The organism is Burkholderia sp. Bp9143 (assembly GCF_003853645.1).
Taxonomy (GTDB): Bacteria; Pseudomonadota; Gammaproteobacteria; order Burkholderiales; family Burkholderiaceae; genus Burkholderia.
Window position 1 is genome coordinate 13,916 of record NZ_QTPO01000058.1, and the last position, 20,145, is coordinate 34,060.

A 20,145-nucleotide genomic window follows, 5' to 3' on the forward strand; every position below is an offset into this window, starting at 1 on the left:
AAGATCTCAACGATTCAGGTTGCGAAGAACGGTGTACCGAGAGTCGAATGAACACGCGACAGACGCTTCGGCAGATGGCCCTTCTCGGAACATTGCAATGACAATACGCGCTGACCATATGTCAACACGAGAATGACGGTTGTCATGCCGAGAATCGCACCGAGATAGCCGAAACCGGCTACCTTCACCTGCGTATTGCAGTGCAAGGGACACGGGTCGATCGATACCGAGGCGATGCCGGTCATGATGGCCGACACCGCGACATACAGTACTATGCAAACCGCCAGCGATCCGCCGATGCCGATCGGCAGATTGCGCGCGGGCCGTTTCACTTCCTCGGCTGCTGACGTGACCGCATCGGATCCGATGAGCGCAAAGAACACGAGTGTCGCTGCGCTGAACACACCCGAGTAGCCGAAGGGCGTAAGCGGATGCCAGTTCACTGGTTGAACGCGGTGCGCACTGCACAGAATGAACAACAGCACAATGCCGATCTTCAACCCAATCATCGCATTGTTGAGTCGGGCTGATTCACGCCCGCCGAGCAACAGCAGTGCGGTGAGCACCAGCATGGCGACGAACGCCGGCAGGTTGACCAAGCATCTACGCCTGAAATTTCACCCGGCGCCGCTGACAGTTTAGTGGCCAGGTGTAGCCCGAATCCGCCGAGGAGCGATTGGAAGTATCCTGACCAACCCGCTGACACCGCAGAACTCACAAGACCAAATTCGGGCATCGAGTCCCAACCGATCATCCAAGCGACAAGCTCGCCCATCGTGGCATAACTCTAGGTGTAGATCGAACCGGCCACCGGCACCGACGATGCGAACTCCGCAAAGCACAGGGCCGCAAATCCACGGACCAAGGCTGCGATGACAATCGATTTGCTCAGCGCAGGACCGGCGGTAAGAGCGCCCCTTCCCATCAGAATTAGATCGAATGGCCCGAGTACTTTCTTCAAGCCTTCGGGAGCATGACTAGCGGCAGCCATCGTCGTCAAGTCCTCTGTTCTGAACAAGCTCATCCAACTCCTCCAATTATTCTGATTTGATGGCGCAGTCTGGTCTTCGGGGCTAAAAGCAACCGATATCGGCGGATATTCCCCCCCTGACCACTGCGGCGGGAGCCAATAGGTGCGGGCAAACGCCTGAACTCAGACGCACCATGACAGGCTAGGCATGGACCACGACGTCGCCAGGCGAATCCTCCGTCAGCTGTGGGCCGGATGCGCGAGAGACACCTCGAGCTCCGCATCCGACAGCTTCGCGTTTTCCGCTGCTTCAGACTCCGACATCAGGCCACCCTCCCACTTTGCGACCACAGCGCTCGCAATTGAATTGCCCACTGCGTTGGTGGCCGAGCGCCCCATGTCGAGGAACGTGTCGACGCCGAGAATCAGCAGCAGTCCTGCCTCGGGGATATCGAACTGGTGCAACGTGGCGGCGATAACGACAAGCGATGCGCGAGGCACCCCAGCCATCCCTTTTGACGTGAGCATGAGAATCAGCAGCATCGTGATCTGGGTTCCGAGTGACAGATGAATGTCATACGCCTGCGCGATGAACAGCGAAGCAAACGTGCAGTACATCATCGAACCGTCCAGATTGAATGAATAACCCATCGGCATCACAAAGCTGGAGATTTTTCTCCGTACTCCAAAGCGGTCAAGTGCGTCCAGGATTTTCGGATACGCGGCTTCGGAGCTTGCCGTCGCGAACGACAGAATGAAAGCTTCCTTAATTAGCGCCAGCAACTTGAACACTCGGAATCCGAGGAACAGCAACCCGGCGCCCACGAGTACCGCCCAGAGCAGAAACAAGCTGACGTAGAAGTCACGCATAAAAACCGCGAACTTCAGTAGAATCGACAGTCCATTGACCGCGACAGTAGCCGCCATCGCAGCCAGCACCGCGAGCGGCGCGAGCTTCATGACATAGCCCGTGATCTTGAGCATCACGTGCGACAGCTGGTCGATCGCTGCGACGAGGATCTTGCCCTTGTCGCCAAGCGCTGAAAGCGCGACGCCAAAGAACATCGAGAACACGACAATCTGCAGGATCTCGTTGTTCGCCATTGCTTCCGCAAATGACTTAGGCACCATGTGACCGACGAACTCTTTCAGCGTGAATTTCGACGTCGCAAGATTCGCCGACGCACCGATTTCGGGTAGAGGCAGTCCAAGGTTCGCGCCTGGCTTGAGAAGATTCGCCATCAACAGCCCCAGCAGCAGCGATACTAACGACGCAGTGACAAACCAGCAAAGAGCCTTCGCGAATACCCGTCCGACGGCGGATGCATCGCCCATGTGGGCGATGCCGACAACCAGCGTGGAGAACACGAGTGGACCAATAACCATCTTGATCAGGCGCAAAAACACATCCGTGATGAGGGAAATGTATCCGGCAATCTCTGTGGCGGCCCTCTTATCGGGAAGCCCCGTATAGATCATGTAGCCGATGAGGATACCGACCACCATCGCGATCAGGATCCACGCGGCCGCGGGTAGCTTCTTGTTCATCTTGAAGTCTCCATATCCTGCACACACCTACAGAGAATGAAACGGGTGCATTCCAGGTGTGCCATGGAACCACCATGCGGGTAAACAAGATCCGACGTCGACGAATAGATGCTTGTCAGCGTCGACATCAGAAAATATCGTTTTCTTGAAGAAATGCCGAACAAGCGCGCTATACCTCTACCCGACCTGACTTGCCGACATCCAAGTCAGATATTTGAGGAGATCGCGCGCCTGTGGGCCGCGGTAATGGATGGAACCCACTCGTCCGCACATGCACCGATTCAGCAGCTTCGAATTGGGCGGTCAGTAGCCGACCGCGTTACCTGCAGGACGACGTGCGTCGTTCGCGCCATATATGAATCCTACCCGGACCTTCCCCGACACCGCCGAATCGTTTCCGGACGACGGAGCTACGACACCATTGACATCCGGAAGACCGACCATGATCACCTCAGCCGCACCCCACGGCGTCTGTTCAACCATCTTGTAGCCGGCGTCCTTCAGCAAATTCAGCGTATCGGGCGATAAGCCGTAGGTTTCGTAATAGATCTCATCCGGCAACCACTGATGATGAATTCGCGGTGCGTCGACAGCCTCTTGTGGCGTCATTCCGTAGTCGATGACGTTGAGCGCGGTCTCCAGCGTGATCGTGATAATGCGCGAGCCGCCCGGCGAGCCAATCACGAGGAACACCTTTCCGTTCTTGGTGACAATCGTCGGCGTCATCGATGACAGCGGTCGCTTGCCCGCTTCGATTCCGTTTGTCGTGCCCTGCACAAGTCCGTACATATTCTGCGCACCTGCCTTTACGGAGAAATCGTCCATCTCGTCATTGAGAAAGAACCCCGTTCCAGGTGCGATGACGACGGCGCCAAATCGCCCGTTAACCGTATAAGTTGTCGACACGGCATTGCCAGCGGCATCGACAATTGAGTAATGCGTAGTTTCTGGCCTCTCCCCCGTTCCGATACCGGCATGCACCTCCTGCGAGGGAGTCGCTCTAGCCGTTGCAATCCGTTCGCGAATCTCGGCGGCATAGGTCTTGCTCAGCAGCTTATCGAGGGGATTCTTCACAAATGTGGGATCTCCCAAGTACGTATTGCGATCAACGTACGCCTGCCGCATCGCCTCCGCCATGTAGTGGATTGCCTGTTTCGAATGGAAACCCATTGCATGCATGTCATATCCCTCAAGGATATTCAGGGTCTCGCACATTGTCGTTCCGCCTGAACTCGGCGGCGGCGCAGAGATGAATCTGTAGCCTCGATACGTGCAAGACAGCGGATCAGTTTCATTGGCCTTGTATGCCGCAAAATCTGCCGCAGTGATGATTCCGCCATGCTGCTTTGACGCGGCTTCTACCGCCTCGGGGATACGCCCGTGATAAAACGCCTCAGGACCCTTGGCGGCGATATCCTCCAATGTATGCGCTAGGTCCTTCTGAACGAGTCGGTCGCCTGGTTGCAACGGTGTGCCGTCAGGCCGAAGGAAAATGCGCGCCGCTTCCGGATCATCCTTAAAGTGCTGAACCGTGGTGTCGAGAATGTCGGTGTCTGCACGCGTCAGTACAAAGCCTTCGCGTGCAAGCTTGATCGCGGGAGCCATAACCTGCTTTCGAGTCAGCTTGCCATACTTGCGCTCAGCGAGATCCAACCCCATGACTGTTCCGGGAACGCCTACCGCGAGATAACCATACAAACTCGCATCCTTTTTCACGTTGCCCGCCGCGTCAAGATACATATTCACGCTTGCGGCTGCAGGAGCAGTCTCGCGGAAGTTGATGAATTTGTCGGTACCATCAGCGAGATGGATAGTCATGAACCCACCGCCACCAATGTTTCCGCAGCACGGATTGACAACCGCTTGTGCGTAGCCGACTGCCACTGCAGCGTCAATCGCATTGCCACCCATTTTCATGATGTCGACACCGACCTGCGACGCGAGATGTTGCGACGTCACAACCATTCCATGACGTGCTTCCACAGCTGGCTGCGACGCGGCCAATGAGCCACCAGAGTTCGCGCCACAGATTGTGGCAACAGCAAGAAATACACACTTACAACTGAGTCTCACATTCATATCATCCTCCAATTACCTATTCACACATCATTTATATTTTTTATCTTTCGTATGTATCACTCTCACGCCCGATATAGAGTGAAATCAATTTCCGGCATCAAGGAAACACGAAAACCTTTTCACAAACGCAACCCCTCTAATTACTTCCAATTCAAATAGCAATAGGCGAAGGCGAGCGGCCCAATCAGCGATAACGAAGGGGGCACTGTTAGAACGGTTCGCGTCATCTTCTCGACCAGTTCAGCATTTCTCGTTCGGCGGCGGCGTCGTGGAGCGGCAAAATCCATCACATATACGGAACGGGGCGCTCCCTTTGAGCCAGTCGGAAACGGAATGAATCAGCGATCAGAAAAACTACGCCGATAGGCAAACAGGCCAGGAGTGCCGCCAGTCATCAGGAATAGAACTGAACTCCCCTTCATCAGATCTCCGGTTTGAACCGCATGAATAACGCCTGCAAAAGCCTTGCCGCTATAGACGGGGTCCAGCAACAATCCTTCCGTTCGGGCCATGAGGGTTACCGCCTCGATCATTGCGTCGGTCACAATGCCGTAGCCCGCCCCACGCTGGCTTTCATCGATCCGGACCGACGCGGGCACTACCAAGGAGTTCGAGCCAAGCAGCGCAAGCGTCACCTGCGCCAACTCCACCGTCTTAGGATGAGCCACGTGGCGCGGCGCCAACACTGTGTAGGCGTGAACTCGCGCCGGATCGCGTCTTGCCAAGGCCAGCCCTGCCACCAAACCAGCATGGGTACCGAAACTCCCGCTCGGAATGACGATGTCGGTAAAAATCGTATTTGATTCGACCTCTTGCTCCAGTATTTCCGCAGCGCAAGCGGCATATCCGAGACAGCCGATTGGCGAGGAACCGCCCAAACCGACCACATATGGCTTCCGACCGGCAACCCTGAGTTCGTCAGCACGCTTTGTGGCCACTACCAGGGCGTCGACATCACCCGGCCGTTCGTGGACTTGCGCGCCAAACAATCGGTCTAGAAATATATTGCCGCTGCACAAATAGTCTTCGTCGTCTCGTTTTACGGTATGCGTGAGAACTAGCTCACAGGCTATCCCCGCGTGTGCGGCAGCCGCAGCACTGAGCCGCGCATGATTCGATTGAATACCGCCCGTCGTGATGAAGCTGTCGCATCCTCGATACAATGCATCTCCCAACAGGAATTCAAGTTTCCGCAACTTGTTGCCGCCTCCCCCGATCCCCATCAAATCGTCACGCTTGACATAAATCGCGGCTTCAGTTTGCAACGCGTCCTCAAGTCGCCGCAAACGCTGGATTGGTGTCGGCCCCGCCATCAGCTTTACGCGGCCGAAGCTCTGTAGCGCCCTTCTCAACAATGTCATCCGGTCGTCCACTTAATAAGTACTACGAAATATTTAGCGGTGACCTTTTCGATGACGACTAGTCGACCGGGTACACATCCGTGAAAGGGAACGCAAGAATCGAGCATATTCAGGCGAATCCCGCCCGTGCCCAGTGCCGCGACAAAAAAACCGCTAGTGCCGACAGACGCTGCCGTGACTTTACGACTACAACATGTACTTCGTCCAAGCGGCGAATTCGGGCGTACTGGGATGATGTCAGTCGAGCGCTATCACAGCCTCCACTTCGACACGTGCGCCTTTCGGAATAGCGGAAACCTGATAACAAGCGCGTGCTGGATAGGGATCAATGAAAAAACTTCCGTAGACCTCGTTGACGAGCGGAAATTCGGCAAGATCCGTCAGTAGAACAGTCGTTTTGACGACCTTCTCAAGCGAGCTTCCGGCGGCTTCCGCAATCGCGCGGATATTTGCCAAGCACTGACCAATTTGCTGAGCGGCATCGGTTCCCACGATGGAACCCGTTGCCGGGTCGAGCGGCAGTTGGCCAGACACAAACAGAAGGCCACCAGTGGCGATGGCCTGCGAATATGGGCCGATTGCCGCCGGGGCAAGCGTGGTTTCGATTTTCTTCATTTCGTGCAACTACTGGTTGCGGGATAATGGGATTGCGTCAGGTGCCAACATAAGGGCGACGAATGGAGATCGCATTTTTGTTGGCACATCAGTTCGGGGACATCCGATCCGTAGAATCGACGAGATCAGCTGCCGTTTTCAGAGGTTCTGCTTGCTTTCTTCAAACGGTTCTTGCATCGGAACGCTCCCCAATCGCAAACTCGACCGCGGCGTCGACGTGGATCGCAGTGGAGTCGAAACCAGGGAGGGACAAGTTGTCCGTGTCGAGAATCAGGCAAATTTCGGTACAACCGAAGATCACCGCGTCTGCGCCGTCCGCCTTCGCTCGTTCAATGAGCGAGATCAGTGCCTCGTGGGATCTGTTCAGAACCTTACCAGCGCACAGTTCGTCGAAAATGATGTTGTGAGTAAGCGCGCGCCCATCGGCATCCGGCACCATGACATCGATACCATGCCGCGCCATCCTCGCTGGATAGAAGCCGTTCTCCATCGTATAGCGCGTCGCAAGCAGCAGCGGACGGCGACAGCCAGCGGCTTTCAAGCGACGGGCGGTTTCATCGACAATGTGGATAAACGGCACTTCAACCGAGTCCTCGACAACGTCGGCGACGAGATGCATTGTGACGGCACAAATCATCACGCATTCAGCCCCGGCGCCCTCGAGACCACGTGCAACGTTCGCGAGATACCATCCGGCATCGCCCCACTGACCAGCCTTCTGCATGTCGACAATCTTTTGAAAGTCGACGGAATGCAGAATCAGTTCAGCCGAATGCAAATCGCCCAACCGTTCTCGGACGGCCTCATTAATCTTGCGGTAGTAAACTGCGGAGCCTTCGAAGCTCATGCCGCCAATCAGGCCGATTTTACGCATCTCCATCACCTCAATCCTTTTGTCTGATCAGTGTTTTAGTAAAACGGACGGCAGTTCGCACCGCGTCCCCGCTCGTTCATTCAATCCGCGATCTGCGCACTTGCGCGGGTCAAGGCGAATCTGAGCCGCATATGAAATCTGAGGAATGCCGCTAGCAAGTCGAGTCGACGAAACGTCGGAGCAATCCAGCCGCTTGGTGGGTGTCCTGCAGCGCATCCACCATCGCGTCAGGATTCTTACCCTCTTTCAACAAAGTGCTGGCGCGCCGACGGATGCATGCTGCAGACAGCTCCGGGGTGAACTCGGGATGAAATTGGGTCGAGATGGCATTGGGGCCGTAACGAACAATCTGATGTCGATCGTGGGCCGAGTACGCCAAGGCGCGAGCGCCCGGCGGCAATTCAATGATTGTCTGTGCGTGCGTGAGGTGTGCGGCGAAATGAAGAGGCAACGATTCGAGAAGCGGATCGTCGGCAGCGGTCGGCAATAGGCAAATTGTTTGGCAACCGACTTCAAGCCCATCGGGATGGTAGTCCACACGGCCTCCTAGTGCGTGTGCCATCAGTTGATGACCATAGCACACGCCAAACAGCGGCATATCAATGGACATCGCTTCGCGGATCCACTGCGCCGTTGCCTCGCTCCACGGATGACGGTCAGTCACCATGGACCATGAGCCCGTGATTACCGCAGCGCGGTTGGCATCCGGTCGCGGCAGAGTCTCGCCCTCAAAGACGCGCACCACCTCTACCGTTTCGGCCGAACGCTCCAGCGCGCGGCAAAACCATGTCGGAAGATCACCGAAGGGACCACGAATCTCTTCAGGGGGGGTACCAGCTTGGACAACGATCAAGGATGCAGAAGCCACGATTCAAGAGCAACCATCAACGAAGACGGGAAACAGTCGGCATCGGACTCGGCCCCGCGCCTTCTGGAGGAACGAGACGCAAGTCTAGCTTGACTCCTGAATCACAAAAAATGAATAATGGTGATAGGGGGTTCTCGAAATGAGAAACATAGATCTTGATTCGCTGCAGATCTTCAAGGCTGTTATCGATTTCGGTGGTGTCACCAAGGCAGCTGCACACCTAAACAGGGTGCAATCAAATATCACTACGCGCATCAAGAACCTCGAGGAGCGGCTCGGCGTAACGCTGTTCCAGAGGCAGGGGGGCAAGCTCGTGCCGTCAGCCGAAGGTAGGCTCCTCCTCGGCTATGCGGAACGACTACTACGGCTGTCCACAGAAGCCGAAGCCGCGCTCCGCAGTGGGACTCCGCGCGGCACGCTACGAATCGGCACACTAGAGAGCACGGCTGCAGCCCGCCTGCCGCCGTTCTTGTCGCGCTACCACGAACGCTACCCTGATGTGCAACTAGAGTTGGTCACCGGCACTACGACTGCGCTAATTAGCCGCGTGCATCGCTATGACGTTGAAGCGGCGTTCATCTCCGAGCCCTTCCAACCCGGCGATCTGGAAATGCAGGCGGCGTTTTCCGAAGAGCTAGTGCTCATTGCGCCAGAGAACGCCGATCACATCAAGACGGCGAGGCACCTGCAGCAATGCACGGTCATCGCCTTTGCGACAGGCTGCTCATATCGCAGAATCCTTGAGGACTGGCTTACGGCATGTGAAGTGGTACCCGAGCGAGTGCTGGAACTCGCTTCTTATCATGCAATAGTGGCCTGTGTGGCGGCCGGCTCTGGTATCGCTATCGTCCCGCGCTCTGTGCTGCAGGCTGTACACGCAGAAAGCCAGGTAAAAGTGCTACCGTTACCTCCGAATGTGGCACGGGTGCGTACCTATCTTGTCTGGACCATCGGCCATCATTCGGTGGCATTGGACGCTCTACGTGACGAGCTACCGCGCTAGACGTAGGGCACACTCTGCCATTTCCGTTGCGGGTCACATCCGACTTCGCTCACCTGTCGACGGGCGTCGTATCGAGTTCGTTGATGGACTTAGGTGCCGCAGCCGCGCCGGTTCAACCCTAGTGCGCTCCAGTTTCCTTGCAAACGTGGCTTTGTCCAGAAACACCGTCTGATATTCAGCCGCGTGTTCCTTGTTTGGCAGGTTGTCCAGCCTGTAGTGGGCCTTCGCGGCGCCCCTCTCAGCACACAGGATCAAACCAAGAGCGAGATTGTCCCCGGGCTTTGTCCAGTGCTCACACGCGTAATTGAGATAGGGGTACATCTGTCCGGCGTCTGCATAGCGGAAGCGGCCCACTTTCAGTTCGACGATGAGCCGACATCACGGTCGATGATGAAAGAACACCAAGTCGACATTGAACCAGACGTCATCGATCCGGAGGCATCGCTGTCGACCGATGTTGCGGACGCTGAATTCTGCTAGCAGAGGCGCTGACGACGCCGTTCCTCGGCGTTTCGACGGTAACGTGACACCCTTTTGATCAGACTTTGCATGTTGCCGGTGCTGCGAAATACAAATGGTAAGACCGTTTCAAGAGGGGTACCGTGCTCGCTGCAGTTCTGAATGGCGTTGCCCCTTTTGATCCAGAAATTTCAGGAACTCGCTCAGCAGCAGTTCCCGTGGATTGGACAGCGACGCGTGTCGTGGCCCTGCCAAAGTACATCCCGTGCCTTTTGACGAATTCCCGCAACAACAGTCATGCGGTGCAATCTCCCCGATCGTCGCGTGCTGCTCGAGGTGAATCATGTTCGACCACGCGAACGTCACGCGCTCGCCGATGAAGAGGCCATCGAACTCCACATGTGCCGAAAATCGGTGACGATCGCGCGTCAAAGTCCGCTGCAGAAAATGGCCGTTAGCAAGAGGGGGACTACTTCGTGAATGACAGCGCTGCTGCCGGCCTGGCGCGCGTGCGCTTCGACTGACTCGGCTGCGCCGACTACTACCGCGCCATAGGACGAGTCCGCAATAGGATGACCCTCTCCGCGTTTGAACAGTGCATCACCTTGCTCATACCCGAGGACGGCATAGACGCGAAATCCAAATGCCGTCAAGTTGCTACCGTGCGCCGGTCGAAATGCGTTGACTGAGTTCGCTTCGACGCGCATCGGCTTCGGATCGATATACCGATCCTTTAGCAGCGGGGCGATGAACGCATGCGCGTTCGATCTACAGTTGAGTTGCGGATCGAGCTCGTAGGCGTAGGACGAGATCGGCAGCAGGCCGGGGGCGAGCGCAGTCAGCACCGCTGCCGAGGCATAGATTGCAGAAACCTTCATCAGCCTCTCCGCTAAATCAGCTTGTTCCGCAGTGTGAGCGAACACGATCGTCCAATTTCATGGAACACTCAAGATGACTATTCCGGTCCGCGTGAGGACCCCCTTATATCTCGAGTCATTTACTTAGGATGACGAAGACTCCACGCATAGGTCGCTCTGACATCGAGGCGCATCAGACTCGTCGGCATTCGCCATTGCCGACTCCAATGCCTGCACAAAGCGCTGAAATGCATCCAGGGTTCCGTGGACGCTTTGGTACTCGGTTCGACCGATTCTGCCATCAAGGACGACTAGCATTCCGGCATCCGCCGCCAATTTCAGGATGTTCATTGCGCCCTCCTCCGGTCACCTAAGTATCGACGGTCGCTCACGCCGCAAGCGGGTAAGCGCGCATCGCCGGCGTACTCGTCTTTGCCGGGAACACGTTCCACGAGCCGTCTTCGTGCCGGAAGAAGACGATGGTCAAACCTCCGTCCGCCCGCACCACGCCGATGCGTACGTAGCGCCTTCGATCCGTTCGTGTGCGACCGAATTCCATCACGCGTACCGTCGCCACCGCAGTAGGGCCAAACCACTTGTCGACCAGCGTTCGCAAGCACTTCTCGCCGGAACCCATCTCGCTCTCCTCTGATTGCCGCGCGACCATCGTGCCCCGCCACTTCCTGCTCAAACGTCTTGTCGGTTACCTTACCGTCAAATATAGGTTATACAACCTATATGTAAACCCAAAAATCTCAGTAGTGCGGGTAAACGATATCCACCTCGTCAGCCTTTATCCATAACATGTTTGGTGTGTGGGCGTCTGGGAAAAATCGGTTCTCCAACCTATACTTGAGTAAGGTTGGGTAACCTATTACGTCAGGCGATTCCGGACGCCGCCGGAGCATCCGCGCAGCGGCAACACGCGACGTCCATGAGATGCCGAACCGCAATATTGATTGTTGGCCCGCCGGGCAAGCGCGCCACCACGGTCCGCTGCCGGACGCTCACTTTGTGCCAAAAGCGAAATAGTCAGCGCCTCAGAACGGAGTGCACGTGAAAAAACTGACCCTCACTTCCGAAGCGATATTTGATCCGCAAACCGCCGCACCAGTGCGACGGCGCGGCAATCGCGAAAGCCGAGTGCCCGAGATCATCGATGTATCGATAAACGTGCTGATTGCCGCAGGGTACGCAGGGTACACGATTAACCGCGTGGCCAACGATGCGGGCATTCGTCTGAGCACGCTACAGCACTACTTTTCAACCCGGGAAGCACTGTTGCGCGCCACAATCGAGGAGATTGCAAGCCGCTACTTCGAACGCTTTCGAGGGTTTGCCGAGAACAGAAACCGCTCCCCGCAGGCGCGGCTCGAATCGATCATCGACGACGCTTTCGCCGACTTTGTCAAACCGGGATTGGTAGCAGGCATCATCGAAAGTTGGGGATTAGCACAACACGAGCCATTCGCGCGCGATGTCGTCACGGAGGTACAGAAGCGGTTCACGAGGCTCTTTGCACTGCTTATCGGCGAGATCAATCCGGAACTGTCGATTGGAGAGCGGGAATTGCGCGGCGCATTGATCGTGTCCAGTTGCCAAGGCCTCGCTATTTTCCTTCGCTGGAGCGAAGACAATGCTGGGCAATTGCATGCGTTCCGCAAAGCCATCAAGGTCGTATGGAGTGGCATCAGCAACGCAGGCGAGTGAGTGTGCGCGGGCCAGCGGGGTACGTCCGCCCAGGCCGCCATGCGGCTCGCCATTGTAGTCGGCGAGAACCACGTCGATAACATCCTCGAGCTCGTCAAGCGTCATCATCAGAGATGTTTTCTCGCCGACATCGTCGAGCGCACGTTCGACTGCGCGTGGATCCCTGCCCGTGGTCGCCGGCAACCTGTGTGCGAAGTGCATCGCGATGCGGTCGAAAAAACGCTCGATCAACGCGCGTTCGTTCTTCTGGCCAAGCGGCCCGTTGTCGGTTGTGCAGCCGATGACCCGTGTCAGGCGCTCGAGCGTCGCCTTCGCGAAATGCGCCTTCGCTGCATCAAAGCGGAACGTGCCCCAGCATGCCCACGCGGTTCCAGGAATCACCTCCGACGGGAACCCGCCGCCGGACCTGACCGTCAGCTCAGGAATCTTCGAAGCGCGCGGTGTATGTGGCGACAAACTCGCCTGCAGGGCTACGGCAACGTCGTCCTTGTTGTACTCGCGGCCCAGCGCAAGCGCATAACCAATCACTGCGCGCGTCGCCACGTCGAGGAGCAGCAGAATCCAGATCCTGTGCAGCACAAGGAGTGTTTCGAAGCCGAATGGGTCATCGATGCGAAGCGTCAGACGCATGTCGATCTTGTGACCGTCGAATTCGACGGCCTCATATGGACGGGTGACGGGTTTGCGCACGACTTGAGGATCGTCGATCCACCGATGACCGATTTGCTGGGCGCCTGCCGCCCGTGCCGCCGCGTCGAATTTCCGGTTCGCGAGCGTGCCGGCGTAGCTGGCAAGCGATCGCTCACCGAGGTATTTCTGGTTGAATGGATATTCGTTTGCCTGAATGCCCGCCTGCCGGCATTGCGCACGAAAACCTCCGTGTAGCCGCCACAGGTGCCGATGCACTTCGGTTAGCTCCGCGTGCTTCCTGCTGCGCTCGGCGACCTTGCGTTCTATCCAGCGCGCGACATCCGGATAACGGTGCAGCAACTGGGTAAAGGCGCCGCTGGCGTTGCTTGCGACACCGTCCCGGGATGGCTTGACCATCGAACGGCGATCATATGATCGCGTGTGCTGATAAGGGATAAGTGCGCGGCAGCCAAATATACGGCCGTCCTCGTGCTGCGTGATGCATCGCTCGAAGATGCGATACAGGTCGTTAAAGCCGACGCCGGTTTCCCCAGCTGATTTCCCGCAAAGATGAATGCCCATCAACAAACAGCGTCATCGCCCGGATGCGGCGCCTCAGCAGGTTGCGCCCGTCTTCAGAAAGCGCACTGTCGTCCGCACCGGGCCATTGCCCGATATCGGTCAGTTCCGGCGGAATGGAGCGGCGATTGAACCGCAATGTACCAAAGGTGATCTGCTTCATGGCAGTTCCAGATAGGTATGCGGCCCGAGCAGCTCGAGTGCAAGAGTTGGACATCGCACCTCACCACACAGCACCAGTCTGAAGACCGCCGAGCGAACGAGCATTGGGTCAACGAACTCGAGCCGCCGCTCAAGTTCGTTCAGAGTCAGGCCGTAACGACATCCGGTCAGCACGCATTGCATCAGCTGCCCGACAGGAATCGAATGAGTGGCTGCGAGGTGATGCAGCATTGTCATCCTGTTCTCGCGCAGCGCCGGCGAATCGTCGAGATGATGTGGATGAATCAGGTCGAGCTGCAACGAAGACGCCCTACTCCACATCTCGAATGCCGGAAACAGGCTGCCTCCCAGCGCAGCCGCAGTCGACTCCGCGGAACGCAACACAACGCACAATTTCTCGCCATCGGGCGTGCGGACCCAAAAGTCGACGGGCCGTGAAGGATTCGCGTCTGGAATACACAGGGGCTGCTCGCAGTATACGAGCACGTGAGGATCCGATTCCAGGCGGAGCCACAGATCCAGCGCGTGCCGCCCGAACAGAGTCAGCCGGCGGCCGATCTTTGGCCCGAACAAATCATATCGGTGCGCGCCGTATGGACGGGTGCTGTTGACCGCACGCACGAAACTTGGTCGGCTCATGGCCAAGGTTCCGGTTTTGCCCAATAATCATGTTTTAGGACAAAAGCATCCGGCCACCCGCCCCTGACCGCCGCGCGATTGAAATTTGGCACACAGATCGCCACTACAAAATACGTATCATTTGATACACCCCGTCGTGTTTGTATCTGTGCAAGTCGATACGCGCCGGCTTTTCTGTCCTCGGGCGCCACACGTTGTGAAACAACAGAGAAAAATCCCGCCAAATCGTCGCAATCCCTTGCTGGGATTGGATTTCAGGCTTGTGACAGTTTCTCCCCCAGTGTTTCACGGAATGGCTCGCCGATCGGTACCCATAACACGTGACGTTTCAGACTTTCTCTTCCGTCCCTCGACATTTCTGACTTTCGCTTCTATGGGCCACGAAGCGAAAGTTATGACGGGACTGACATGAACCCTCGCTGCGCCAACAACCTGGCACCCGAAAGTGCTGCAACTTTCCCTTCAGCCCACGACTCCCACGAACGTCAGCACTTCGTTCGCACTCTGGCTACGCGCAGTGCGAAGACGCAGCTCGATAATCCTGCGCTCGCCGCTGCAAACCAACGAACGAATCAAGCCAGATGCCCAGCAAGCCCCGATCAGTTGCCAGGAAAGACTACACGCAGAATTGCTGAGTTGGCTCCACCGGTGCGCCAGTCTGCAAGCATCGTCTTGCGCCGTCTGCGCGCCATGTGGCGCCGTAAGGCGCAAAATATGGGGTCCCATGGACACGACTGTTAGTTGCGTAATGTCGTACCTACTAAGGAACGCCATCGACGTCCGGATCTCGAGTCGGACGCGAATGCGCTCCCGTCGGAGCGCAGACAGCCATGCGTTTGCTCGTCTTTGCCCGCATCACCGGACTGTCAGCGCCTTCGCAACCGCCAGAACCCAACGCTATGTTTATGCCGAAGTCGGGACCATTTACTTGCTGCGCGTGGTCGGCAAAATCGCGACGGAACGCTTCCCTCCCCCTTCGTCCCGGTAGTTCTCGAACCCATCGTCGATTACCTCGACATGCGCGGCTTGCGCGAACCACTGATCTGCACGGTCGGCATTCCGCTATCAGCACTGCTCGATAAGCACAGCATCGGCCACTTACGCATGGAAGCGACTGAAAGCGGCGGATGCGCCGACGCGACGCTTGCCGCTCTTCGCTCGCCAGGTGAGGCCGATCCATCCTGACATGTACAAGGTGCGACATTTCTTCGCCATGGCAAACGCCGCGGCTTGCACAATGACTCGCAGCACGCCCGCACAGTCAGCGCAACGAGCATCCATTCGCTCCAGCATAAGTCCGTCTCGCACGCCCTATCCCACGGCATGAGTCTCTAGAGTGCTCGGATTTTTACAGGCTACAACTCACTCGACACCACTTCGACCTATGCGACCGCGAAGATTAGCCGGTAGGTCTGCGAGGCCGAGAAATGCCTTCGAGTGGCTACCATCTGAGACAAATTCTGTTCTCGCGCCACGAAGTATGTTGCGGCCGCCCCTGCTCTATGGGCGAGTGGTATAGAAATTGGAAAGATAAAAAATAAAATTAATTATAAAGTCCGAGTGCCAGTGTAATGGCTCCCTGCAGCTGAGTTTCCACGTGGAAACTTTGATTGGTCACGACACTCGTCAACACTGTCGCGGTGGTGCGACTTTCGGCCGGCCTGGTCAAATCTCGCAGATCAATTCATGATGCTTTCAACCTTGCATACTCGCAATTGATCTACATCGCGCGTTTTTGAGAGCAGCGAAAAAACTTCCGAATAGAGGCCACCGTCGCGCGGACTTCTCCCGACTCTATTCCAGTGTGCAGCGCGTCAGATCGGCCGTCACATCCTCTTTCGGCAATACCGCCTGAGCATCGCGATCGTCGTCCGCGAGTAACGATTGCGCCCGCCGGGCGGTATCGTTACTCGCTTCGTGACTCTATCGCACCCGAGTAACGGCGACGGCCGTTACTCCGTCGCGATTGTCATCGTTACCGCTGTCACGCTTACCTTCGAGAGAATTGATGGGCCCGTCGCTTACTACTTGCTGCCTCACGACAATACCGATTTCGTTTTGGAGAAGCTGACCGAAGTCCGGATCCGTCGGTGCAATTGTCCATGACAGGCTCCCAATTCCCTCGAAAATCAGTCCCAACCGCCAGACAAAGGTTGAGCGCGGACGTGCGCGCCGATCAGACAGGCTAAGCGTATCGTCCCGGGATCAGCAGCGGTAGCGGCGCGATTGGCGCTTATCTCCGTTTGCTCCGCTGCCAGGGCATCGGCAAGGCGTTGCACACGCTCAGGTTGTGATACCTCGACATTCAGCGCTACCAAACGTGTCGACGCCGCGGTGCGTCAGTGACGCAAACGGCCGCAGCTCTGGTGGCAATGTTGCGAATCAATCAATGCCAGTTCGCGCTGCCTCAACGCTTTGTCACTGGCAATTTTCGTCGGGTCTCGACCCTGCAACTGGGTCAACAATACGCTGCGAGGACCTTTGATCGTCGACGCACGGAGTTGTCCTGCATGATTCTGAGCGAGAAGAAAGACGCTAGCGTGGCCATATGCTGTCGCAGCCAGACAAAGCACGCAAAATAATAACGCAGCACCTCTGAGGAACCCGCCTGGAGGTCTCGACATCGCCGGCAACAGATGCGCACCAAGAAGAAGCACGATGCCGGCCGGTACCGATGCGGCCTTCTCGATGGCTGTTCCATCTCAATATATCACCACAACAGTGGTGGCTATGATCGACGTAAATGTAGCCGTAACTGCAACGAAATTGGCAACATTTCGGCGTCGTCTCGCTGCAGCGATGCTGTCGCTATTGCAGGGGCCGAAGTGGTTTTGAGTGAATACGTTCAAGATCAGATGCTCATCATTGTCTTCCGTCCATGCCGAAGCATGCAGATATCCAGAGTCGTCGAGCCGGGTCCGTCGCGAGCGAAAGACACCGCACCAACTAGCGCAAACCGTCATTGCATGGAGCGGAGACGTAACGAACGTTGACCGCGCCGAACCGTGTGGCAATGCGATCAGACCAAGGAGTCACGCCGGCCATTGAAGACATAACCCACCGGTGCAATCCGATATGAACAGCATTTGGCTGAGCCCACAGAAAGCCCATGCGCAGTGAAAGCAGAAGAATCAGGGTGAGTTTCCACGTGGAAACCTAGCTGGATTCCGAACGAGTGGCCGGCCCGAACGAGACGATGACCCGTATTAAATGTGGCCGGGGGGTACTTATCCAACCAAAAATCCGCGATGTTTCCACGTGGAAACCCACACGAAGACCGAGAGTGGCTGCACTCAAACGCATCGAGCACCTGCGTTCAAGCCGACCGGAAGCACCCACCCAACCGAACACGCCGGCGGTTTCCACGTGGAAACCGCCCCACAAGTAGAACGTTCTGCGTAGACGAAAACTTGCCGCACCCCCCCCTCGATTGCTGCATGTGTGTCCATGTCACGCCGCAGTCGCATCAGCAATCTCGCAACAGCTCACCCCTCAGGGAATTCTAGAAGAGCTAGACCGATCGACGCGACCTGGAGCATAGATTTCCGTGGAAGGTGCGGCACTCCAATACACGCAGGAGTCACCAAATTTCGAAAGTTGCGGAACGTTAGGCACCACGCGAGATCAATAGCATCACCGAATACAGCGATCGGAAATCAGTTTCCACGTGGAAACCCGACCATTCCAGAGCGATCGCCGGGAACGATCATGGCGCCATTTTCTCAATCAATCCGTGACCAGAGCTATTGCAAGCGAGCTGAACTCTCGCGATGCGCTTGAAGATCTTCCCGAAGAAATACAAATGTCACCGTGACTGCAACGAAATATTTTCAATATTTTTATTGCGTTTTACGCCAAATTAATTTATTTTGGCGATCATCTTTTACAGAGAGGTCGACATGGGAATAGTCATTGCCGTTGCCAACCAGAAGGGCGGGAGCGGGAAAACCACGATCACCCTCAACCTGGCAGGCGCGTACTGCGACGACGCCCCCGACCTGCGCGTCCTCGTGATCGACGCCGATTCCCAGAGCTCAGCCGTTCGAGCGACCGGAGCCGGTGATGTTCCATATCCCTTCACCGTAGTGAACATGGCCGCGGCGGGATCGAATCTCAGCCGCGAGATCAAGCGAATGGCGCAGGATTATGACCTTGTCCTCGTTGACTGTCCGCCCAGCGTTCACGACAAGAACACCGAGATTGCAATCGCCGCTTCAGACTTCGTGCTTGTCCCCATGGATGCCTCGGCTCTTGACGCGTGGAGCACGATCGGCATGCTGCAGCTGGTCCGCCGAACGATCGGTAGCGACCCGAAGGGATGCGGCATTGTGTTCAATCGCGTGAATACCAAGACTACCGGCTATGCGGAAGTCCGTGCCGCGATGGGTGAGGACAATCCGTATCCGATTCTCGAAAGTACGATCGCCCTGCGCGAAATCTACAAAACTTCGATTGGCATCGGAGCGACGGTCTTCTCCGTGAAGGGGCAGCGAACTGCCAAGCAAGCCAAAGAGGAGATCATGGCCGTTGCAAGGGAAATTCTGGGTATCAAGGGCCTGCTGGAGGCGTGAAATGTCGAACAAGGATCAAGTTAATAAACCGAAGCAGGGACTCTTGGGTGCCTCCATTCGCAAGGGCATTGCCAACGAAAAAGCTGATGTGGACGGACGCCTCGATGCGACTGGCGTGACCTCCGTAGAGGAGCGAGCCCCTGCGCCTGCCGGTGCAGCCTTGTCGGGTGATCCGCTCGCGAGCACGTATGGCAGCCGAACTAACGCGTCCGCTGTATTACCTCGCGTGCGGATTCTGCTGAATGAACTCGTTTCGAACCCGTTCAATCCGCGTGAGTTCTATAGTCCGATCGCAATCGATGACCTGGCTGTCCGAATGAGGAGGGAAGGGCAGCATGTCGCGATCACCGTCACACGCAATCATCGCTTTCCCGGCAAGTACGTGATTGTCGATGGTGAATTCCGTTTCCGCGCAAAAAAGAGCCTTGGCGAGCAGTCAATCGATGCAGAGATCGTCCCTGATCTGTCCGACAAGGATCTCTATCTCATGGCAAGCAGCATCAACAAGAATCGAACCAAACAAACCGTGTTCGATGATGCCGTTGCATGGGAACGCCTGCTTGAACAAGATATCTTTGAGAGCCAGGAAGCGCTCGCGGAACACCTCAGTATCAACAAGTCGCTGGTTTCGAAAACGCTACACGTCGGCAAACTGCCGAAGCACTTTCTTCAACAATTGGCGAATGCGGAAGAGGTTGGCCTCGCCCATGCCTATAACATCAAACTCATCCTCGAACGTGCCGACCACGCTACGGCCGAGTCCATCCTCGAGCGAGTACTCGCCGGGGAGTACTCGGTACGTCGACTCGAGGAGTATGTGAAGAAGCTCGATGGCACTTCGCCTCCACGCGCCGCGAAAACGCACTACAGCAGCAACGTCCCTTTCCATACGACAAGCGGCCGGGACATCGGTGCGCTCAAGCGTTATCGCGATGGACGTACCGAACTGAAACTAACGAGTCTCAACGAAGATCAGCAGGCCATCCTCGTCGCACAATTGGAGAAAGTCGTGCGCGATTTCGTCGCGACCCACCTCGCTGAAGAGCAGGCGGGGGAGAGCACCTAACGGAACAATGCCGCACAAACACCTGATTCGTGCGTTTGTGCATACAGACACAAGGCTGGCCAGCTAAGAACTGGCCTCTTCCCTTTAGGGCAGCGCGACAGTTCGCATAATTGGCATTTCGCAAAACGAACAAATCGCCGCGCTACTCGCATGC

The 20,145-nt window shown here is 56.6% G+C and carries 20 protein-coding genes and 1 pseudogene; 6 read left to right on the forward strand and 15 right to left on the reverse strand.

The annotated features are described in order from the left end of the window. Positions 1-14: 14 nt before the first annotated feature. From DIE23_RS40905 to DIE23_RS32775, 8 genes are all read right to left on the reverse strand, one after another. On the reverse strand, positions 15-599 hold the full coding sequence (locus DIE23_RS40905; protein ID WP_409364264.1) for an APC family permease: 585 nt from the start codon (positions 597-599) through the stop codon (positions 15-17). 188 nt (positions 600-787) lie between these two features. Next, positions 788-1,024, reverse strand: coding sequence for a hypothetical protein (locus DIE23_RS40910; protein WP_409364265.1), 237 nt, complete (start codon positions 1,022-1,024; stop codon positions 788-790). Positions 1,025-1,210: 186 nt separating this feature from the next. Next, positions 1,211-2,518: a dicarboxylate/amino acid:cation symporter gene (locus DIE23_RS32750; RefSeq protein WP_124616184.1), complete on the reverse strand. Its 1,308-nt coding sequence runs from the start codon at positions 2,516-2,518 to the stop codon at positions 1,211-1,213. Positions 2,519-2,821: 303 nt separating this feature from the next. Then, a complete protein-coding gene (gene ggt, locus DIE23_RS32755; protein ID WP_124616185.1) occupies positions 2,822-4,597 on the reverse strand; it encodes a gamma-glutamyltransferase in 1,776 nt (591 codons plus the stop codon). Positions 4,598-4,935: 338 nt separating this feature from the next. Further along, positions 4,936-5,958, reverse strand: coding sequence for a D-cysteine desulfhydrase family protein (locus DIE23_RS32760; protein ID WP_124616187.1), 1,023 nt, complete (start codon positions 5,956-5,958; stop codon positions 4,936-4,938). A 237-nt stretch (positions 5,959-6,195) separates the two neighbouring features. After that, complete coding sequence (locus DIE23_RS32765; RefSeq protein WP_124616189.1) at positions 6,196-6,573, reverse strand: RidA family protein; 378 nt, start codon at positions 6,571-6,573, stop codon at positions 6,196-6,198. Between the two features lie 160 nt (positions 6,574-6,733). Beyond that, a complete protein-coding gene (locus DIE23_RS32770) occupies positions 6,734-7,453 on the reverse strand; it encodes an aspartate/glutamate racemase family protein (RefSeq protein ID WP_124616191.1) in 720 nt (239 codons plus the stop codon). 145 nt (positions 7,454-7,598) lie between these two features. Continuing rightward, the gene (locus DIE23_RS32775) at positions 7,599-8,300 is read right to left on the reverse strand and encodes a glutamine amidotransferase (protein WP_221623369.1); all 702 of its coding nucleotides are present in this window, start codon (positions 8,298-8,300) and stop codon (positions 7,599-7,601) included. Between the two features lie 154 nt (positions 8,301-8,454). Here DIE23_RS32775 and DIE23_RS32780 point away from each other — a divergent pair, with 154 nt between their 5' ends. Beyond that, positions 8,455-9,318 (forward strand): LysR family transcriptional regulator, encoded by an 864-nt coding sequence (locus tag DIE23_RS32780; protein WP_124616195.1) that lies wholly within the window; start codon positions 8,455-8,457, stop codon positions 9,316-9,318. 33 nt (positions 9,319-9,351) lie between these two features. Here the strand turns inward: DIE23_RS32780 and DIE23_RS39915 are convergent, their stop codons facing one another. The 4 genes from DIE23_RS39915 to DIE23_RS32800 all read right to left on the reverse strand — a co-directional run bounded on the left by DIE23_RS39915 (position 9,352) and on the right by DIE23_RS32800 (position 11,271). Then, a complete protein-coding gene (locus tag DIE23_RS39915; protein WP_221623372.1) occupies positions 9,352-9,687 on the reverse strand; it encodes a PDDEXK nuclease domain-containing protein in 336 nt (111 codons plus the stop codon). Between the two features lie 518 nt (positions 9,688-10,205). Next, positions 10,206-10,655, reverse strand: a complete 450-nt coding sequence (locus DIE23_RS32790) for a hypothetical protein (protein WP_124616197.1) — start codon at positions 10,653-10,655, stop codon at positions 10,206-10,208. Positions 10,656-10,778: 123 nt separating this feature from the next. Beyond that, positions 10,779-10,985, reverse strand: a complete 207-nt coding sequence (locus DIE23_RS32795; protein ID WP_124616199.1) for a hypothetical protein — start codon at positions 10,983-10,985, stop codon at positions 10,779-10,781. 37 nt (positions 10,986-11,022) lie between these two features. Beyond that, positions 11,023-11,271, reverse strand: a complete 249-nt coding sequence (locus tag DIE23_RS32800; RefSeq protein WP_124616201.1) for a hypothetical protein — start codon at positions 11,269-11,271, stop codon at positions 11,023-11,025. Positions 11,272-11,777: 506 nt separating this feature from the next. On the opposite strand from DIE23_RS32800, the pseudogene DIE23_RS40490 reads away from it, so the two are divergent. Next, a pseudogene (locus DIE23_RS40490) lies at positions 11,778-11,912 on the forward strand (TetR family transcriptional regulator); the annotation flags it as partial. 171 nt (positions 11,913-12,083) lie between these two features. Here the strand turns inward: DIE23_RS40490 and DIE23_RS32810 are convergent. The 3 genes from DIE23_RS32810 to DIE23_RS32815 are packed head-to-tail and all read right to left on the reverse strand — an operon-like array spanning position 12,084 to position 14,354. After that, positions 12,084-13,556 (reverse strand): transposase, encoded by a 1,473-nt coding sequence (locus DIE23_RS32810; RefSeq protein ID WP_260436280.1) that lies wholly within the window; start codon positions 13,554-13,556, stop codon positions 12,084-12,086. Further along, positions 13,504-13,716, reverse strand: coding sequence for a hypothetical protein (locus DIE23_RS40495; protein ID WP_260436276.1), 213 nt, complete (start codon positions 13,714-13,716; stop codon positions 13,504-13,506). Before DIE23_RS40495 ends, DIE23_RS32810 begins: the two co-directional genes overlap by 53 nt. Then, positions 13,713-14,354, reverse strand: coding sequence for a hypothetical protein (locus DIE23_RS32815; RefSeq protein ID WP_124616205.1), 642 nt, complete (start codon positions 14,352-14,354; stop codon positions 13,713-13,715). Before DIE23_RS32815 ends, DIE23_RS40495 begins: the two co-directional genes overlap by 4 nt. 1,017 nt (positions 14,355-15,371) lie before the next feature. Here DIE23_RS32815 and DIE23_RS39770 point away from each other — a divergent pair. From DIE23_RS39770 to DIE23_RS32825, 4 genes are all read left to right on the forward strand, one after another. Further along, complete coding sequence (locus tag DIE23_RS39770; protein WP_185646584.1) at positions 15,372-15,539, forward strand: hypothetical protein; 168 nt, start codon at positions 15,372-15,374, stop codon at positions 15,537-15,539. A 1,473-nt stretch (positions 15,540-17,012) separates the two neighbouring features. Further along, positions 17,013-17,189, forward strand: a complete 177-nt coding sequence (locus DIE23_RS39775) for a hypothetical protein (RefSeq protein WP_185646585.1) — start codon at positions 17,013-17,015, stop codon at positions 17,187-17,189. A gap of 1,064 nt (positions 17,190-18,253) precedes the next feature. Next, positions 18,254-18,925 carry a ParA family protein gene (locus DIE23_RS32820; protein WP_124616207.1) on the forward strand — a complete coding sequence of 224 codons (672 nt, stop codon included), beginning with the start codon at positions 18,254-18,256 and terminating at the stop codon, positions 18,923-18,925. Position 18,926: 1 nt separating this feature from the next. Next, complete coding sequence (locus DIE23_RS32825) at positions 18,927-19,991, forward strand: ParB/RepB/Spo0J family partition protein (RefSeq protein WP_124616209.1); 1,065 nt, start codon at positions 18,927-18,929, stop codon at positions 19,989-19,991. Positions 19,992-20,145 lie beyond the last annotated feature (154 nt).

What these genes read in the sequence shown, in the direction of transcription:
- DIE23_RS32795 (WP_124616199.1), bottom strand. Translation starts at nt 10,985, where the DNA reads ATGAACATCCTGAAATTGGCGGCGGATGCCGGAATGCTAGTCGTCCTT.
- DIE23_RS32770 (WP_124616191.1), bottom strand. Translation starts at nt 7,453, where the DNA reads ATGGAGATGCGTAAAATCGGCCTGATTGGCGGCATGAGCTTCGAAGGC.
- ggt (WP_124616185.1), bottom strand. Translation starts at nt 4,597, where the DNA reads ATGAATGTGAGACTCAGTTGTAAGTGTGTATTTCTTGCTGTTGCCACA.
- DIE23_RS32765 (WP_124616189.1), bottom strand. Translation starts at nt 6,573, where the DNA reads ATGAAGAAAATCGAAACCACGCTTGCCCCGGCGGCAATCGGCCCATAT.
- DIE23_RS32800 (WP_124616201.1), bottom strand. Translation starts at nt 11,271, where the DNA reads ATGGGTTCCGGCGAGAAGTGCTTGCGAACGCTGGTCGACAAGTGGTTT.
- DIE23_RS32825 (WP_124616209.1), top strand. Translation starts at nt 18,927, where the DNA reads ATGTCGAACAAGGATCAAGTTAATAAACCGAAGCAGGGACTCTTGGGT.
- DIE23_RS32810 (WP_260436280.1), bottom strand. Translation starts at nt 13,556, where the DNA reads ATGGGCATTCATCTTTGCGGGAAATCAGCTGGGGAAACCGGCGTCGGC.
- DIE23_RS32790 (WP_124616197.1), bottom strand. Translation starts at nt 10,655, where the DNA reads ATGAAGGTTTCTGCAATCTATGCCTCGGCAGCGGTGCTGACTGCGCTC.
- DIE23_RS32815 (WP_124616205.1), bottom strand. Translation starts at nt 14,354, where the DNA reads ATGAGCCGACCAAGTTTCGTGCGTGCGGTCAACAGCACCCGTCCATAC.
- DIE23_RS40495 (WP_260436276.1), bottom strand. Translation starts at nt 13,716, where the DNA reads ATGAAGCAGATCACCTTTGGTACATTGCGGTTCAATCGCCGCTCCATT.
- DIE23_RS39775 (WP_185646585.1), top strand. Translation starts at nt 17,013, where the DNA reads ATGCCGGCCGGTACCGATGCGGCCTTCTCGATGGCTGTTCCATCTCAA.
- DIE23_RS32780 (WP_124616195.1), top strand. Translation starts at nt 8,455, where the DNA reads ATGAGAAACATAGATCTTGATTCGCTGCAGATCTTCAAGGCTGTTATC.
- DIE23_RS32750 (WP_124616184.1), bottom strand. Translation starts at nt 2,518, where the DNA reads ATGAACAAGAAGCTACCCGCGGCCGCGTGGATCCTGATCGCGATGGTG.
- DIE23_RS39770 (WP_185646584.1), top strand. Translation starts at nt 15,372, where the DNA reads ATGCGCGGCTTGCGCGAACCACTGATCTGCACGGTCGGCATTCCGCTA.
- DIE23_RS40910 (WP_409364265.1), bottom strand. Translation starts at nt 1,024, where the DNA reads ATGAGCTTGTTCAGAACAGAGGACTTGACGACGATGGCTGCCGCTAGT.
- DIE23_RS32820 (WP_124616207.1), top strand. Translation starts at nt 18,254, where the DNA reads ATGGGAATAGTCATTGCCGTTGCCAACCAGAAGGGCGGGAGCGGGAAA.
- DIE23_RS32760 (WP_124616187.1), bottom strand. Translation starts at nt 5,958, where the DNA reads ATGACATTGTTGAGAAGGGCGCTACAGAGCTTCGGCCGCGTAAAGCTG.